Raw genomic sequence first — 15,111 nt, 5'->3', positions numbered from 1 at the left:
GCCTCACCCGTTCGTGCGGCCGGACGGCGGAACCGAGCCGGCGCGGCGTGTCGCGACCGCCTCCTCGCCGAAGACCGCGCGGGTCAGTTGTGCGATGCCGCCGACCGTCCCTGCAAGCGCGGCAGCCTCGATCGGCACGATCACCACCTTGCTGTTATGCGAGGAGGCGATCGCCTTCAGTGCGTCGGTATAGCGCTCGGCGATGAGGAAGTTCGCCGCCTGGATATCGCCCTTGCTGATCGCCTCCGAGACCATCGCAGTCGCCGACGCCTCGGCCTGGGCCGAGCGTTCGCGCGCCTCAGCGTCGCGGAAGGCGGCCTCCTTGCGGCCCTCAGCCGCGAGGATCTGCGACTGCTTCTGGCCCTCGGCCTTGAGGATCTCGGCCTGCCTCAGCCCTTCCGCCTCCAGCACGGCGGCGCGCTTCTCGCGCTCCGCCTTCATCTGCCGGTTCATCGCGCCGGCGATATCGGCCGGCGGCAGGATGTCGCGAATCTCGATGCGCGTGACCTTGACGCCCCAGGGCGAGGCGGCGGCATCCATGACGCGCAGCAAGCGCTCATTGATCTCGTCGCGATGCGAGAGCAATTGGTCGAGATCCATCGAACCGACCACAGTGCGGATATTGGTCATGGTCAGGATCATCAGCGCCTGGCCGAGCGAGGAGACCTCGTAGCTGGCCTTGGCAGCGTCGAGCACCTGGTAGAAGGCGGCGGCGTCGATGCGCACGCCGGCATTGTCCTTGGTGATCGCCTCCTGCGAGGGAATGTCGAGCACCTGCTCCATGACATTCACCTTGTGGCCGATGCGGTCGAAAAAAGGCCAGATCAGGCCGAGCCCCGCGCTGAGCGTGCGCGAATAGCGGCCGAAGCGCTCGACGGTATAGTTGTAGCCCTGCGGCACAGTGCGCACGCCGAGCGCGATCGTCAGGATGACGAGCGCCACCAGCCCCACGACGACGATGTCGAAACCGTTGAACACCATCGCGTCAGCCCTCCCCAGGCAGTGCGCGCATTTCGCGTCGCGGCCAACAACCTGACGATTGCGACGGGCTGATGCAAGGCCGCCCACGCTGGGCTGCTCTGCCAACCCGGAGCGTTCTGTTTTTGGACGGAACCGGAGGGATCAGAATGAGAGACCTTCCCTAGCCGTGGTTTTACTCTTGCTGGCTGGCTGCGACGACAGCCCCGGCGAATGGGCCGCGATCGTCTATCCCGATCAGACCAACCGCGCCAAATTCGACGTGACGGCGCGCTTCAAGACATTCAGCTTCTGCCGCGACGCCGCGATCGAGCGGATGAAGCTGCTTCAGACCAGCCGGGGCGGCGATTACGAATGCGGCTTCAGATGCCAGCTGTCGGGCGATCCTCACAGGATGAACATCTGCGAGGAGAAGCGGAAATGATCGCGGATTCCCGTAGGCCAGGCGGGAACGGGCAAGCCGGCGATCGCGCTGGCCCTGCCCCTGACGGCTGCTCAATCGTCATTGCGAGCGCAGCGAAGCAACCCAGGAGACGTGGAGCGAGGAGAACAGGCACGGTTTTCGTGGGCGGGAACAGGTGAGAGAGTTATCCCCGTTTCTCGAAGGCCGCGACGCTCCCTTCCCTTCTCCCCTGGCGGGAGAAGGTGCCCCGGCAGGGGCGGATGAGGGGGCGCAGTGCCTTTTACGGTTGGCGTCGTGTTCCGCTAGACGGTTGAGCTCACAGCGCCCCCTCATCCGTCTCGGCTGCGCCGAGCCACCTTCTCCCGCCAGGGGAGAAGGGCTTCCAGCGCCCCGCGCCTTTACCGTCTCACACAAACTGGCCGTGGCAGTGCTTGTATTTCTTGCCGGAGCCGCAGGGGCAGGCCTCGTTGCGGCCGACCTTGCCCCAGCTCGCGGGGTCGGTCGGGTTGCGGTCGAGCACCGCCGTGTCGCCCTCGATCGCCGCATATTGCAGGCCCGTGCTGCCGTAATCGCCGCCGAAGCCGGAACCGGCTTCATCCTGCGGCGGCAGGCTGCCCGGCTCTTCCGGCGCGTCGAAACGCACCTCGATGCGCATCAGATTGCCGGTGACCTGTTCGCGCAGGCGGTCGGTCAGCGAGTCGTACAACTCGAAAGCCTCCTGCTTGTACTCGTTCAGCGGATCGCGCTGGGCATAGCCGCGCCAGCCGATGACCTGACGGAGATGGTCGAGCGTGACGAGGTGCTCGCGCCAGAGATGGTCGAGCGTCTGCAGCAGCACCTGCTTCTCGACATAGGTCATCACCTCTTCGGTGTTGCGCTCGATGCGGGCCGCGTAATCCTCGTCGGCGATCTTGCGGATGCGGTCGCGCAATTCGGTGTCGGCGATGCCCTCTTCCTTCGCCCAATCCTCGATCGGCAGATCGAGATTGAGGAACTGCATCACGCCTTCCTTGAGCGCGGCGGTGTCCCACTGCTCCGGATAGGCCTCCTCGGGGATATGACGACTGACGAGATCCTCGGCGACGCCCTGGCGCATGTCGTCGATGGTTTCGCGCACGGTCGGCTGGCGCATGAAGTCGCGGCGCTGCTCGAACACGACCTTGCGCTGGGAGTTCATGACGTCGTCGTATTTCAGGATGTTCTTGCGGACGTCGAAGTTGCGCGCCTCGACCTTCCCCTGCGCCTTCTCGACCGCCTTGTTGATCCAGGGATGGACGATCGCCTCGTCCTCCTTGAGGCCGAGCTTCTGCAGCATGCCGTCCATCCGGTCGGAGCCGAAGATGCGCATCAGGTCATCCTGCAGCGACAAGAAGAACTTGGACCGGCCCGGATCGCCCTGGCGGCCGGCGCGGCCACGCAGCTGGTTGTCGATGCGGCGGCTCTCATGGCGCTCGGTGCCGACGATGTAGAGCCCGCCCGCCTTGATCACGCGCTGCTTGAAGTCGATCACCTCGGCGCGGATGCGGTTCGCCTCGGCTTCCCGCTCCGGCCCTTCCGCCATGCCGGCGAGATCGTGGTTGATGCGCATCTCGGCATTGCCGCCGAGCTGGATATCAGTGCCGCGGCCGGCCATGTTGGTGGCGATGGTGATGGCACCGGGCACGCCGGCCTGCGCCACGATATAGGCCTCCAGCTCGTGGAAGCGGGCGTTCAGCACGGCGAAGGCGTTCGAGGGCTTGCCGGCGCGGGCCGCGGCATAGATCGGCTCCAGCCCACTGGGGTCGCTGAAATCGATCTGCTTGAAGCCTTCCTTCGCCAGCATCTCGGCGACGAGTTCCGAGCGCTCGATCGAGGTCGTGCCGACCAGCATGGGCTGGCCGCTCTCCTGCGCCGCCTTGATCTCGCGGATGACGCCGCGGACCTTCTCCTCGAAGGTGCGGTAGACCTCGTCATCCTCGTCCTTGCGGGCGACCGGGACGTTGGTCGGGATCTCGACCACTTCGAGCTTGTAGATCTCGAAAAACTCGTCGGCCTCGGTCGAAGCGGTGCCGGTCATGCCGGCGAGCTTGGAATAGAGCCGGAAATAATTCTGGAAGGTGATCGAGGCCAGCGTCGCGTTCTCGGGCTGGACGGTGACGTGCTCCTTGGCTTCGAGCGCCTGGTGCAGGCCTTCCGAATAGCGCCGGCCCGGCATCATGCGGCCGGTGAACTCGTCGATGATGACGACCTCGTCATTGCGGACGATATAGTCCTTGTCGCGCTGGAACAGCGAATGCGCCCGCAGGCCCTGGTTGACGTGGTGGACCAGGGTGACGTTCTGGGCGTCGTAGAGATCGCCCTCCTTCAGCAGGTCGGCTTCGCGCAGCAGCTCCTCGATATGCTCGTTGCCGGCTTCCGTCAGCGAGACCGCACGCTGCTTCTCGTCGACCTCGAAATCCCCGGCCACCAAGCCCGGTAGGATCTTGTCGATCGCGACATAGAGATCGGACTTGTCGTCGAGCGGTCCGGAGATGATCAGCGGCGTGCGCGCCTCATCGACCAGGATCGAGTCGACCTCGTCGACGATCGCGAAATGGTGGCCGCGCTGGGACATCTGCGCGACCTCGTATTTCATGTTGTCGCGCAGATAGTCGAAGCCGAATTCATTGTTGGTGCCGTAGGTGATGTCGCTGGCATAGGCGCGCTGGCGCTCCTCATCGTCGATGCCGTGGACGATGATGCCGACAGAAAGGCCGAGGAAGTTGTAGAGCTTGGCCATCCATTCCGCGTCGCGGCGGGCGAGGTAGTCGTTGACCGTGACGACATGCACGCCCTTGCCTTCGAGCGCGTTGAGATAGGTCGGCAGGGTCGCGACCAGCGTCTTGCCTTCGCCGGTCTTCATCTCCGCGATGGCGCCCTCATGCAGCACCATGCCGCCGATGAGCTGGACGTCATAAGGCCGCTGGCCAAGCACGCGCTTGGCCGCCTCGCGCACCGTGGCGAAGGCCGGCACCAAGAGATCGTCGAGCTTGGCGCCATTGGCGAGCTGCTGGCGGAACTCGCCGGTGCGCGCCTGCAGGGCCTCGTCGCTGAGCGCGGCGATCTCGTTTTCGAGCGCGTTGATCGCCGCGACACGAGGGCCATAGCCCTTGACCCGCCGATCATTCGACGAGCCGAAGAGTTTCTTTGCGAGCGCGCCAAGCATTGTTGGGCCTTTCGATAGTGCAGCTTTCGCCTTGCGTCCGCGGTGACCCGCGCGCGGGCGAAAGCCCGATAATTCTCAATTCGACCGCGTGTTTAGACGCGTGCGGGGGCGGGGTCCAGCACCGCTTTGCACCAAGTGCGAGCCTTGTTTGCAGCAAGCACGAGCCTTGGCCGGCGGCGGAATTCGCAACCGATGTGGGGTTTTTGTCGCGCGGTTCCAAGGGAGCCGCGCCATCGAACTGCGTAAGCCGCGCAAAGGCCGGCAAAGCATCGCGCTGCGAAAGCTTTAAACGGCGCAGCTGCCTTGCCTTTGCCGCGTTCAACTGGCAGTGCAGCGCAAATGCCCGGTTTTTGCTGCTTGCGGAAGGTTTGACCCGATGACGCTGTCACGTCTCGCCATGATGTCTCTCGGTTTCGTGCTCGCCGCGACACCCGCCGCGCTGGCTCAAGCCGACAAGATCGTGGCCAAGGTCAACGGCATCGCCATCACCGAGCGTGACGTCGCGCTGGCGACGGAGGATCTCGGCGAGCGGCTCGCGCAGGTTCCCGAGGAGCGCAAGCGCGACGAGGTGGTGAATTATCTCGTCGACCTCAAGCTCGGCGCCAAGGCCGCCACCGACGCCAAGGTCGCCGAAGGCCCCGATTTCGCAGCCCGCCTCGCCTATAACCGCGACAAGGTCCTGCTCGACGAATATCTCCAGCGCGAGGCCAAGAAGGCCGCGACCCCGGAAGCCGCCAAGAAGCTGTTCGACGACACCGTCAAGGCGCTGCCGCCCGAGGAGGAGATCCACGCGCGCCATATCCTGGTCGAGGACGAGGCCCAGGCCAAGACCGCCGCCGAGCGCGTCAAGAAGGGCGAGGATTTCGCCAAGGTCGCAGCCGAACTCTCCAAGGACCCCGGCTCCGGCAAGGAAGGCGGCGATCTCGGCTGGTTCAGCAAGGAGCGCATGGTGCCCGAATTCGCCGAGGCCGCCTTCAAGCTGCAGAAGGGCCAGATCTCCGACCCGGTGAAGAGCCAGTTCGGCTGGCATGTCATCAAGCTCGAAGACCGCCGCACCAAGCCGACGCCGGATTTCGCCGCCGTCAAGCCGCAGATCGATCAGTATCTCGAGCGCAAGGCCCAGCAGGACATCGTGCTGGCGCTGCGCGAGAAGGCCAAGGTCGAGCGGCTGGACCAGCCCGCCGCTACCACGCCTGCTCCTGCGGCCGAGCCGAAGAAGCCCTGAGAGGCTTCGGCCACGACCATCCAAGAGACAAAGAAGGGCGACGCATGCGCCGCCCTTCTTGTTTTCGTCATCGGCCTGCGGCACATGGGCTTCCTCGATCTGGAGATGCTTTCATGGCTGGCAAGGATGTCCCCGTTTCCCCGCTCGCGCCCAAGCGCCAGCCCAAGGTCCCGGCCGTGCCGGGCGTGCGCTTCGCGACCGCCGAGGCGGGCATCCGCTATAAGGGCCGCACCGATGTCGTGCTGATTCTGCTCGATCAGGGCACGCAAGCCGCGGGCGTCTTCACCCGCTCGAAATGCCCCTCCGCCCCGGTCGACTGGTGCCGCGAGAATCTGGCGCAAGGCTCGGCCCGCGCGATCGTCGTCAATTCCGGCAACGCCAACGCCTTCACCGGGCTCAAAGGCCGCGACTCGGTCAAGCTCACCGCCGAGATCGCCGCCAAGGCTGCCGGCTGCAAGCCCTCGGAAGTCTTCATCGCCTCGACCGGCGTGATCGGCGAGCCGCTCGACGCGACGAAATTCGAGGGTGTCTTGAGCGACTGCGCCAAGCGCGCCGCGGACGGCCCCTGGATCGACGCCGCCCAGGCGATCATGACCACCGACACCTTCCCCAAGGCGCTCTCGCGCAAAGCCAAGATCGACGGCAAGGAGGTCGTGCTGGCCGGAATCGCCAAAGGCGCCGGCATGATCGCGCCCGACATGGCGACGATGCTCTCCTTCGTCTTCACCGACGCACCCGTAGCCGCGCCCGTCCTGCAGGCGCTGCTCTCGAAGGGCGTGAAGGGCTCGTTCAACGCGGTCACGGTCGATAGCGACACCTCGACCTCCGACACGCTGATGCTGTTCGCCACGGGCAAGGCGGCCGAGCGCGGCGTGCCTGCGATCACCCAGGTCAACGACGCCCGCCTCTCCGGCTTCAAGCGCGCGCTGAATTCGCTGCTGCTCGAGCTCGCCCATCTCGTCTGCAAAGACGGCGAGGGCGCGCGTAAATTCGTCGAGATTCGCGTTGCGGGAGCAACCTCCGCGCGCTCGGCCAAGCGCGTCGCGCTCTCGATCGCCAATTCCCCGCTGGTCAAGACCGCCATCGCCGGCGAGGACGCCAATTGGGGCCGCATCGTCATGGCCGTCGGCAAGGCCGGCGAGCCCGCCGACCGCGACAAGCTCGACATCTCCTTCGGCGAGATCATGGTCGCCCGGCAGGGCGCGCGCGCCCCGTCCTATGACGAGCAGGCGGTCTCCGCCTACATGACCGGCGAGCACATCGTCATCACCACCGATCTCGGACTGGGCCGGGGCAAGTCCACGGTCTGGACCTGCGACCTGACCAAGGCCTATGTCGAGATCAACGGCGACTATCGCTCTTAAGAATCTAGCCTGACCCGATCGCGTACGCGCCGTCATTCCGGGCGCAGCGGCGCGGTCCATGACATCGTCACCGTGACGGGTAAGGAGACAGATCCCGTCAACGTCATCCTCTCCGGACACCGACCCCAGCGTGAAACTCCTCCTCGTCGTCGCCTGCGCCTTGATCGATTCCGACAACCGCGTCCTTGTCGCGCAACGCCCCGAGGGCAAGGCGCTGGCGGGCCTGTGGGAGTTCCCCGGCGGCAAGCTGGAGGCCGGCGAACGGCCCGAACCCGCACTGATCCGCGAGCTCTCGGAAGAGCTCGGCATCACCGTGAAGGAAGCCTGCCTCGCGCCCCTGACCTTTGCGAGCTACGCCTATCCGGACTTCCACCTGCTGATGCCGCTCTATATCTGCCGGCGCTGGGAGGGCACTGCCATCTCGCGTGAGGGACAGGCCCTTAAATGGGTCCGCGCCGGCAAGCTCAGCCAACTGGCGATGCCACCGGCCGACGAACCACTGATCCCGCATCTGATCGACCTGCTGGGGGCTTGAAGCCGCCCATTCGCGTCAATGGCTCGCCGGCAAGCCGCGCATCTCCCACTGCGCGCGCGGAACCGGATCGCCGACGCGGAATTCGAAGGCCACGACCTGCTTGCGGTCGGGCGTGAACCCACATTTGAAGCGCAGTGCGTACCAGTGCTGCTTGCTGCGGAAAGCCGCGCCTTCGGCCAGCAGCTCACGGCCGGAAAGCTTCGTGCCGGCCATGGCATAGGCGACCAGCCTGTCGGGCTCGAACTCCGCCTTCCAGGCATGGATCTGGCTCATCGCCTCGAGGCCGCAAAGCTGCTCGACGCGCTCGTCCTCGGCGAGATGCGGAAGGGCTTCCCGCGCCTGCCGGCTGAGGGGGCTGGCGAGGGCCGCCGCCGCCATGAGCCGGGAGGCCTTGATCATGGCGCCGGGTTCGAGCGGCGGCTCATTCACCCGCGGCACGGCAGCCGCGACTTCCTTCTCCGGCGCCGTTTGCGGCGCGGGCGGTTGCGGCTTCGGCGTCTCCTCGACAGGCTTCGGCCGGATCATCGCCTCGAATTGCGGAGAGCTCAGCAGCTCGACATCGACGCTGCTTTCAAGGTGCGGAGCGATCTCCTCCCTGGGACGCAGGGCCGCCAGCCCGAGCAGCGACAACAGCACCAGATGCAACAGGAGCGAGGCAGGCAAGCCGCGCGCAAACGCCCGAGAGCATTGCGCGAAAAAGCGGGTACCGGTTTTTCGCAGAAGCAATGCTCTAAGCTTTTAGAATCGATCACGTTTCTCGCACTCGGACGGAACCGTCCGAATGCGACGTGATCGAGCCTGCGGAAGCGCCCATGCCGGCCTCATTCAGGGCGCCGCGTTTGCAATCAATCGCAGAAAGGCCAGGAACTTGCTTGAGCGCACGCCTTTCGACTTCTGCCGCAGATCGACCGTCTGGACCACGACCAGCCGCTTCGACGGGATGATCGCGATGATCTGCCCGCCAAAGCCCGATGCGATGACGGCACCCGCACCCCACTCCTCCGGCGACAGCACCCACCAGAGGTAGCCATAACCGCGCCCGCTCCGGTCGGTTCGGGAATAGGCGCGCGTCGCCTCCTCGATCCAGGCGGAGGGGACGAGTTGTTGCCCTTGCCAGCGGCCGCGATTGAGGATGAGCAGACCGAACCGCGCCGCGTCGCGCGCGCTCAGGCTGAACGGGTAGGCCGGATGGGTCGACGCGCCCTCCAGCACATAGGCGCCGTCGCTGATCTGGAAATCCTCCATGCCGACCGGCTTGGCGATGCGCCTGGCGAAGCTTTGGAAAAGATCCTCGCCCGTTTCCTGCCGGTAGATCGTGCCGAGCGCGTTGAAATCCCAGTTGTTGTAGAACCAGAAACTGCCGGGGGCGTGGCTGCCGCGCTCGGGCCGCTTCTCCCGCATCTCGGTCGTCTCATAGGCGGCCGGGTGGTAGATGCCCGAACGGGCCATGAGCAGGTCGCGGATCGTGGCCTGCTTCTCGGTGTCCGTCAGGCCAGGCGCCTTGTCGTCGATGCGCAGCTGCTCCAGCGTGCTGGCAAGGTTGATCCGCCCCTCCGCAACCGCAACGCCGTAAAGCGTGCTGAGGATGCTCTTGCGGACAGAGCGCATATTCACCTTGCGGCCGGTATCGCCCCAATTGGCGATGACCCGACCGTCCTGCACGATCATGATGGCGGTCGGGCCAAGCCGTTCGAACTCGGCCTGCGCGGCCTTCAACCCTTCGACAGACCAGCCGGAGCTTGCCGGATCGGCGTTCTGCCAGGGCCCTGTGGGCTCGGCACGCGCATGAGCGGCCAGGACAACGAAGACCATGGCAACGAAGACGATCGCGAAAAGGCTCGATCTCACCGGACGGCTCCATGCGCTTGCCGTGCGGCGTTTGGCAAGACGGCGGAAGAACCCGGCATTTTTGCGGCGGGATAGGCTATCGCCCCTCGTGCAGAGGGGCTCGTCATTGCAAGGAGCGTGAGCGACGGCGTCTAGGCGCGAAGCGCGGCAATGCTCTCCTCCTCGGGCGGCACCTCTGCGAAGGCTGGCTCGCTCTCGCTGCCGAGCGCGAGCTGGAACCGCTCGAAGCGCGCCAGCTCAACCTCGATCGCCGCCTTTGCGGCCGGCGTCTCCTCACCCGCAAGCCAGCTCCATTGCTGGATCAACAGCTTGCCGGCTGCGCGGTCGGTTTTCAGGTCGAGCACCGCGACGATCCGGTCCCCGAGCAGGACCGGCAGGGCGAAATAGCCATAGACCCGCTTCTCCCGGGGCAAATAGGCCTCGAACAGATGCTGGTAGCCGAAGAACAGGTTCAGGCGCTTGCGCTGGATGATCAGGGGATCGAAAGGCGAGAGGATGTGGACGAGGCCGGCCTCGGCAGGAGCGGCTGCATCCAGCGCCTCGGGGCTTGCCCAATGCGGCGCCTTCTCGGCGCCCTCGATCCGCACCGGCACGAGCTCCTTGCGTCTGACCCGTCCCGCGATCAGCTCGGCCACCGCCTTTTTGGCGGGGGCGTCGAGATGGCAGATCGAATCGAGGCTGACCACGCCCTGCGCCCGCAGCGCCCGGTCGAGCTTATAGGCAACGACCTGGCGCTCGCTTGCGGGAGCGGGCTTCTTCTCCCAGCCGAAATGCCGGTCGAACAATTCATAGGTCTTGAGCATGCCGGCGCGTGCCGAGATGACGAGTTCGCCATCGTAGAAGGCGCGCTCCAGCAGGCCCTTCGACGGCTTCTTGCTCGCCCAGAGATGGGCCTTCTCGACCAGCACGTCGGTGTCGATGTCGCGGATGGTGAGCGCACCCTCCTTGCGGATGCGCCGGAGCAGCTTGCGCGTCTCCTCGGGCGAGCCGACGGCCGACCAGCGCTTGGGCTCCTCGCGATGCGCCTTCATCGCACCGAGGAAGAAGCGGATATCCGCAGTCGGGACATAGGAGAGCGCGTGCGTCCAGTATTCGAAGACGCTCTTCTCCAGCGTTTGCGCCTGCGCGAGATCGGAGCGGCGATAGCTCGGGATGCGGCTGTAGAGGATGTGGTGGTGGCAGCGCTCGATCACATTGATCGTGTCGATCTGGACATAGCCGAGATGCGCGACCGCGGCCCGCGTCGCCTCGGGCCCGGCGCCGAAGGGCTCCGGCTCATCGAGGCGCTGCGCGCGCAGCCAGATCCGGCGAGCCTCAACGGCGGGGAGGAGGGGCGGTGATTTCGGACGTCTGGCCATGATCCGCGCAGGCTAGCCGCGTTTCGCCCTGCTGTAGAGCCGCCGCGGCGATCTCTGCTGACAGGCTGCGTCAGCGCCGAAACATCGGCCCGACACGTGGAAGCCGGGTTACGGAACGCCTGAGGCTCAGGGCGCGATCACCTTCTGGAAGCAGCTCGATTTCGTGTCGGTGTAGCCGAGATGCTCGTAGAAGCGCTTGACCTTGTTGTTGTCACCGCGAACGAGCAATTGCATCTTCCAGACACCGCGCCCCACCAGCCAAGCTTCGGCGGCCGCCATCATCGCTCGGCCGAGACCACCTCCCTGCATCGCGGGATCAGCGGCGACATAATAGACCCAGCCGCGATGCCCGTCCTCGCCGACCATGGCGCTGGCGACGACGCAGCCTTCGATCTCGGCGAGGAGGACGGTCGAATGCGCGTCGCGGCGGGCGAAGGCGATGTCGCGCAGCGGATCGTTCCAGGGTTTTGCGACGCCTGCCGCATGCCAGAGCGCGATCACGGCATCGATATCGGCATCAGTGATTTCGCGGATCAGGGGCGTGAGGCTCATCGATGACGTTCCAGGCGGAGACAAGCCGCCACGCCTCGCATGCCATGCGCCTGCGCGTCCAGTGCCTCGGTGCGGTTGCCCTCAGCCGGCCAGGGCCGCTGCGAGCATGTCCCGGGTCGCCTCGGCCATGGCGCTCTGCAGCTTGAACGCCCTCGTCTTCGCGCCGGGGTTCATCACCAGGATCACCGTCTCGGTGCCCGGGCAGGCCGGATCGGCGCAGAGGATTTCGTTGACCGCGATCACGGCATCTTCGGCCAAGCCGAGCAGGTCGCGGACATCGACCTTGATCCGCGTCGCGGCCTCAGAAGCCACGGCCTTGTCCGCAGCGCCTTTCCCGAACAGGCCAAAGCGCATCCCGGACCCTCAGCCGGCCGGCAAGGTGAGCACGCCGGCCACACCATCCTCGGTCCCGAAGGCCAGGCGCTTGCCGAGCTTGTCCCAGGCGAAGGCGGTGACGCCGCTGCCCTTGATCGCGGGCCGCACCAGGAGCTCGGAGGCGTCGGTCAACCGGATCATCAGGATACAGCCATCGTCATAACCGACGGCCAGCACCAGAGCTTTGGGATGGAAGGCCACCCGCGTGACCTTGGCGTGGCGCGCGCCGCATTCGCGCGGCGCCTTGCCGGTCGGCCCCTCCCCCTGGAACGGCCAGACGATCGCGGCATCCGCGCCCGACGAGGCGAGCCAGAGCCCGTCATGCGACCAGGACAAGGAACGCGGCTTGGCCGGGTAGCCCGTCATGCGCATATGCGTCGGCTTGTCGCCCAGCCGCCAGCCATGCAGCGCGTTCTCCTGCATCGAGGAGACGACGAAGCGGCCATCGGGTGACCAGATCACATCGAGATGCGAGCCCTTCCACTCCAGGAATTCGGGCTTGGCCTCGGTGTTGGGATACCACAGCGAGACACCGTTCATCTGGGCGACGGCGAGACGATAGCCCTTCGGCGCGAAGACCAACCCCTGCGGCGTCGTGACGAAATCGAGCGACTTGACCCGGCCTTTGTCGTCGCGGGAATGCACGGTCTTGCCAGTGTTCCAGGCAAGGCTGCCGCTGCCAGACAGCGTCACCGCATCGATCCAGCGGCGCTTGGGATCGCGCGCGATCTCGGTCGGTTCGCCCTCGGCCCCGATCGCGACCACACGCCCGTCATCGCCGCCGGTGATCAGGCGTTCCCCATCCGAGCAGGCGCTGAGGATGCCGCCGGCATGAGGCTCGACGCTCTCAACCTCGCCATCGCGCCAGCGCAGCACGCGCCCGTCGGCAAGCGCGAGCGCCAGCGTCGATTTGAGCCAATGCGCTGCGACGACATGCGCCCCGGCTTCGACGGGGACGACATGTTCGCGCAGCGAAACGGGTTTGGTGATCGTATCCATGAGCAACGCTTTAACTTCAGCAGAGTGTTTCGCAAACCTCTGTCATTCCGGGGCGGCCCGCAGGGCCGAACCCGGAACCCACGACCAGGTACGACGCGATCCACCGGCAGAAAGACTGGCCCGGTCGTGGGTTCCGGGTTCATCGCTGCGCGATGCCCCGGAATGACATCGTCTCACGCCGCGCAGGCCAAGAATCCCTTGCGCAATTCACCCTCGTCGAGATCCCGGCCGATGAAGACGAGACGGGAATTGCGCGTCTCATCCGCCTTCCAATCGCGCTGCAGATCGCCGTCCAGGATCATGTGGACGCCCTGGAAGACGAAGCGGCGCGGCTCGTCCTTGAAGGCGAGAATGCCCTTGGAGCGCAGGATGTTGGGCCCTTGCGCCTGGCTGATGTCGTTGATCCAGGGCATGAACTTGTCGGGGTCGACATCGCCGGGAATCGTGAACGACATCGAACGCACCTCGTCGGAATGATGATGATGGTGCCCGGATTCGAGAAAATCCGGCTCGATGTCGAGGATGCGGTCGAGATCGAAGGCATTGCGGTCGAGCAACTGGTCGATCGGCAGCTCGCAGCGCGTCGTCTTGTGCAGCTTGGCGTAGGGGTTGATGGCGCGGATCGCGGCCTCGACCTCGGCCAGTTCCTCAGCGGAGACGAGATCGACCTTGTTGACGATGATGACGTCGGCGAAGGCGATCTGGTTCTTCGCCTCGGGCGCATCCTTCAGCCGCTCGGTCAGCCATTTGGCGTCCGTCACGGTGACGACGGCGTCGAGCTTGGTCGCATCGCCGACATCCTGGTCGACGAAGAAGGTCTGCGCCACCGGCGCCGGATCGGCCAAGCCCGTGGTCTCGACGATGATCGCGTCAAACTTGCCCTTGCGCTTCATCAGGCCGTCGAGGATGCGGATCAGATCGCCGCGCACGGTGCAGCAGATGCAGCCATTGTTCATCTCGAAGACTTCCTCATCGGCGCCGACGACGAGGTCGCCATCGATGCCGGTCTCGCCGAACTCGTTGACAATCACGGCGAATTTCTTGCCGTGGTCCTCGGTGAGGATGCGGTTGAGGAGCGTGGTCTTGCCGGCGCCCAGATAGCCTGTGAGCACCGTGACGGGGATTTTCTCGGACATGGGTTCGACCTGGTTATTGAACGGACAAAGCCGGAGCGCTCGATATCCGCCCCGGCCTTGGAAACCTTCAGCCCTCATCCCGGGGAGCGATCCGTAGGGACCGCGTCTCGAAGGATGCTCCAGCACGCCTTGAACCATCCTTCGAGGTGCCGCTTCGCGGCTCCTCGGGATGAGGGCTGGAGATGAGGACCGACGCTCAGGCCGGACCGGCGCCGAGCGCCTTCTCGAACTGGCTTATATTGTGTTTCATCATCGCGATGTAAGTCCCGGCCGGGCCGGAGGCTTCCGAAAGCGCATCCGAATAGACTCGGCCGCCGATCTTGGCGCCGCTCTCCCTGGCGATCTGCTCGATCAGGCGCGGATTGGTGACGTTTTCGAGGAAGACCGCCGGAATCTTCTCGGCCTTCACCTGCCGGATGATACGCCCGACATCCTTGGCCGAAGCCTCGGCCTCGGTCGAGACGCCCTGGGGTGCGATGAAGTCGATGCCATAGGCCTTGATGAAATAGCCGAAGGCGTCATGCGAGGTGATCGCCTTGCGCCGGTCGGCCGGAATGCGCGCCACCGCAGCCTTGATCTCGCCGTCGAGGGCATCGAGCTTGGCGAGATAGGCCGTCGCATTGGCCTCATAGACCGCTTTTCCCGCCGGGTCGGCCGCGCTCAGCGCGTCGCGGATATTGGCGATGTAGACCTTCGCGTTGGCGACATTCTGCCAGGCATGGGGGTCCTCGCGGCCGGCGTGATCGTGACCATGGGTGTCCTTCTTGCCGGGCTCCTCCGCCGCGGGCAGCGCCTGCGGCGTGATGCCGGTGGTCGCGACCGCGACCGTGCCCTTGGCGGCGGAGGATTTGATCAGGCGCGTCATCCAGCCCTCGAATTTGAAGCCGTTGACGACGATCAGCCTGGCGCCGGCCATGCTCTTGGCGTCGGCGGGCGTCGGCGAATAGACATGCGCATCGCCATTGGGCCCGACCAGCGTCGCCACCGAGACGCGCTCGGCCCCGATCTCCCTTACGAAATCGCCCAGGATCGAGAAGCTTGCGACGACGGGGAGCTTCTCCTGCGCCAGCGCCGTCAGGGGAGCGGCAGCGAGGATCAATCCGGCAGCAAGGCCCGCGACGAGTTCGCGACGATTCGGCATGGCTTCTCTCCAG

At 65.6% G+C, this 15,111-nt stretch carries 14 protein-coding genes; 4 read left to right on the top strand and 10 right to left on the bottom strand.

Features of this window, described 5'->3' with window-relative positions; all coding sequences use genetic code 11:
- Positions 1 to 3 precede the first annotated feature (3 nt).
- A complete protein-coding gene (locus ACSQ3P_RS28885; RefSeq protein WP_436168880.1) occupies positions 4 to 981 on the bottom strand; it encodes an SPFH domain-containing protein in 978 nt (325 codons plus the stop codon).
- A 166-nt stretch (positions 982 to 1,147) separates the two neighbouring features.
- Here ACSQ3P_RS28885 and ACSQ3P_RS28880 point away from each other — a divergent pair, with 166 nt between their 5' ends.
- Entirely contained in the window at positions 1,148 to 1,402 is a 255-nt protein-coding gene (locus tag ACSQ3P_RS28880) for a hypothetical protein (protein WP_436168879.1), read from the top strand.
- 385 nt (positions 1,403 to 1,787) lie between these two features.
- Here the strand turns inward: ACSQ3P_RS28880 and secA are convergent, their stop codons facing one another.
- Positions 1,788 to 4,565 (bottom strand): preprotein translocase subunit SecA, encoded by a 2,778-nt coding sequence (gene secA, locus ACSQ3P_RS28875; RefSeq protein WP_436168878.1) that lies wholly within the window; start codon positions 4,563 to 4,565, stop codon positions 1,788 to 1,790.
- Positions 4,566 to 4,941: 376 nt separating this feature from the next.
- Between secA and ACSQ3P_RS28870 the strand changes: the two genes are divergently transcribed.
- The 3 genes from ACSQ3P_RS28870 (at position 4,942) to mutT (ending at position 7,689) form a co-directional block, all read left to right on the top strand.
- Positions 4,942 to 5,790 carry a peptidylprolyl isomerase gene (locus ACSQ3P_RS28870; protein WP_436168877.1) on the top strand — a complete coding sequence of 283 codons (849 nt, stop codon included), beginning with the start codon at positions 4,942 to 4,944 and terminating at the stop codon, positions 5,788 to 5,790.
- 113 nt (positions 5,791 to 5,903) lie between these two features.
- Entirely contained in the window at positions 5,904 to 7,154 is a 1,251-nt protein-coding gene (argJ, locus tag ACSQ3P_RS28865; protein WP_436168876.1) for a bifunctional glutamate N-acetyltransferase/amino-acid acetyltransferase ArgJ, read from the top strand.
- A 130-nt stretch (positions 7,155 to 7,284) separates the two neighbouring features.
- Positions 7,285 to 7,689 (top strand): 8-oxo-dGTP diphosphatase MutT, encoded by a 405-nt coding sequence (gene mutT / locus ACSQ3P_RS28860; RefSeq protein WP_103718889.1) that lies wholly within the window; start codon positions 7,285 to 7,287, stop codon positions 7,687 to 7,689.
- A gap of 15 nt (positions 7,690 to 7,704) precedes the next feature.
- Here the strand turns inward: mutT and ACSQ3P_RS28855 are convergent, their stop codons facing one another.
- The 8 genes from ACSQ3P_RS28855 to ACSQ3P_RS28820 form a co-directional block, all read right to left on the bottom strand.
- Positions 7,705 to 8,352 carry a DUF930 domain-containing protein gene (locus ACSQ3P_RS28855; protein WP_436168875.1) on the bottom strand — a complete coding sequence of 216 codons (648 nt, stop codon included), beginning with the start codon at positions 8,350 to 8,352 and terminating at the stop codon, positions 7,705 to 7,707.
- Between the two features lie 162 nt (positions 8,353 to 8,514).
- Positions 8,515 to 9,537 (bottom strand): serine hydrolase domain-containing protein, encoded by a 1,023-nt coding sequence (locus ACSQ3P_RS28850; RefSeq protein WP_436168874.1) that lies wholly within the window; start codon positions 9,535 to 9,537, stop codon positions 8,515 to 8,517.
- Positions 9,538 to 9,668: 131 nt separating this feature from the next.
- Positions 9,669 to 10,895: a winged helix-turn-helix domain-containing protein gene (locus tag ACSQ3P_RS28845; RefSeq protein ID WP_436168873.1), complete on the bottom strand. Its 1,227-nt coding sequence runs from the start codon at positions 10,893 to 10,895 to the stop codon at positions 9,669 to 9,671.
- Between the two features lie 126 nt (positions 10,896 to 11,021).
- Positions 11,022 to 11,447, bottom strand: a complete 426-nt coding sequence (locus ACSQ3P_RS28840) for a GNAT family acetyltransferase (RefSeq protein WP_436168872.1) — start codon at positions 11,445 to 11,447, stop codon at positions 11,022 to 11,024.
- 81 nt (positions 11,448 to 11,528) lie between these two features.
- Positions 11,529 to 11,759, bottom strand: a complete 231-nt coding sequence (locus tag ACSQ3P_RS28835) for a hypothetical protein (RefSeq protein WP_436168871.1) — start codon at positions 11,757 to 11,759, stop codon at positions 11,529 to 11,531.
- Positions 11,760 to 11,810: 51 nt separating this feature from the next.
- Complete coding sequence (locus ACSQ3P_RS28830) at positions 11,811 to 12,821, bottom strand: WD40 repeat domain-containing protein (RefSeq protein WP_436168870.1); 1,011 nt, start codon at positions 12,819 to 12,821, stop codon at positions 11,811 to 11,813.
- Positions 12,822 to 12,994: 173 nt separating this feature from the next.
- Positions 12,995 to 13,957, bottom strand: coding sequence for a CobW family GTP-binding protein (locus ACSQ3P_RS28825; protein ID WP_436168869.1), 963 nt, complete (start codon positions 13,955 to 13,957; stop codon positions 12,995 to 12,997).
- Positions 13,958 to 14,153: 196 nt separating this feature from the next.
- Complete coding sequence (locus ACSQ3P_RS28820) at positions 14,154 to 15,098, bottom strand: metal ABC transporter substrate-binding protein (protein ID WP_436168868.1); 945 nt, start codon at positions 15,096 to 15,098, stop codon at positions 14,154 to 14,156.
- Positions 15,099 to 15,111: the final 13 nt, after the last annotated feature.

Source organism: Allobosea sp. LjRoot9, from assembly GCF_964252745.1.
Lineage (GTDB): Bacteria > Pseudomonadota > Alphaproteobacteria > Rhizobiales > Beijerinckiaceae > Allobosea.
This window is presented reverse-complemented; position numbering and strand designations above follow the sequence as displayed.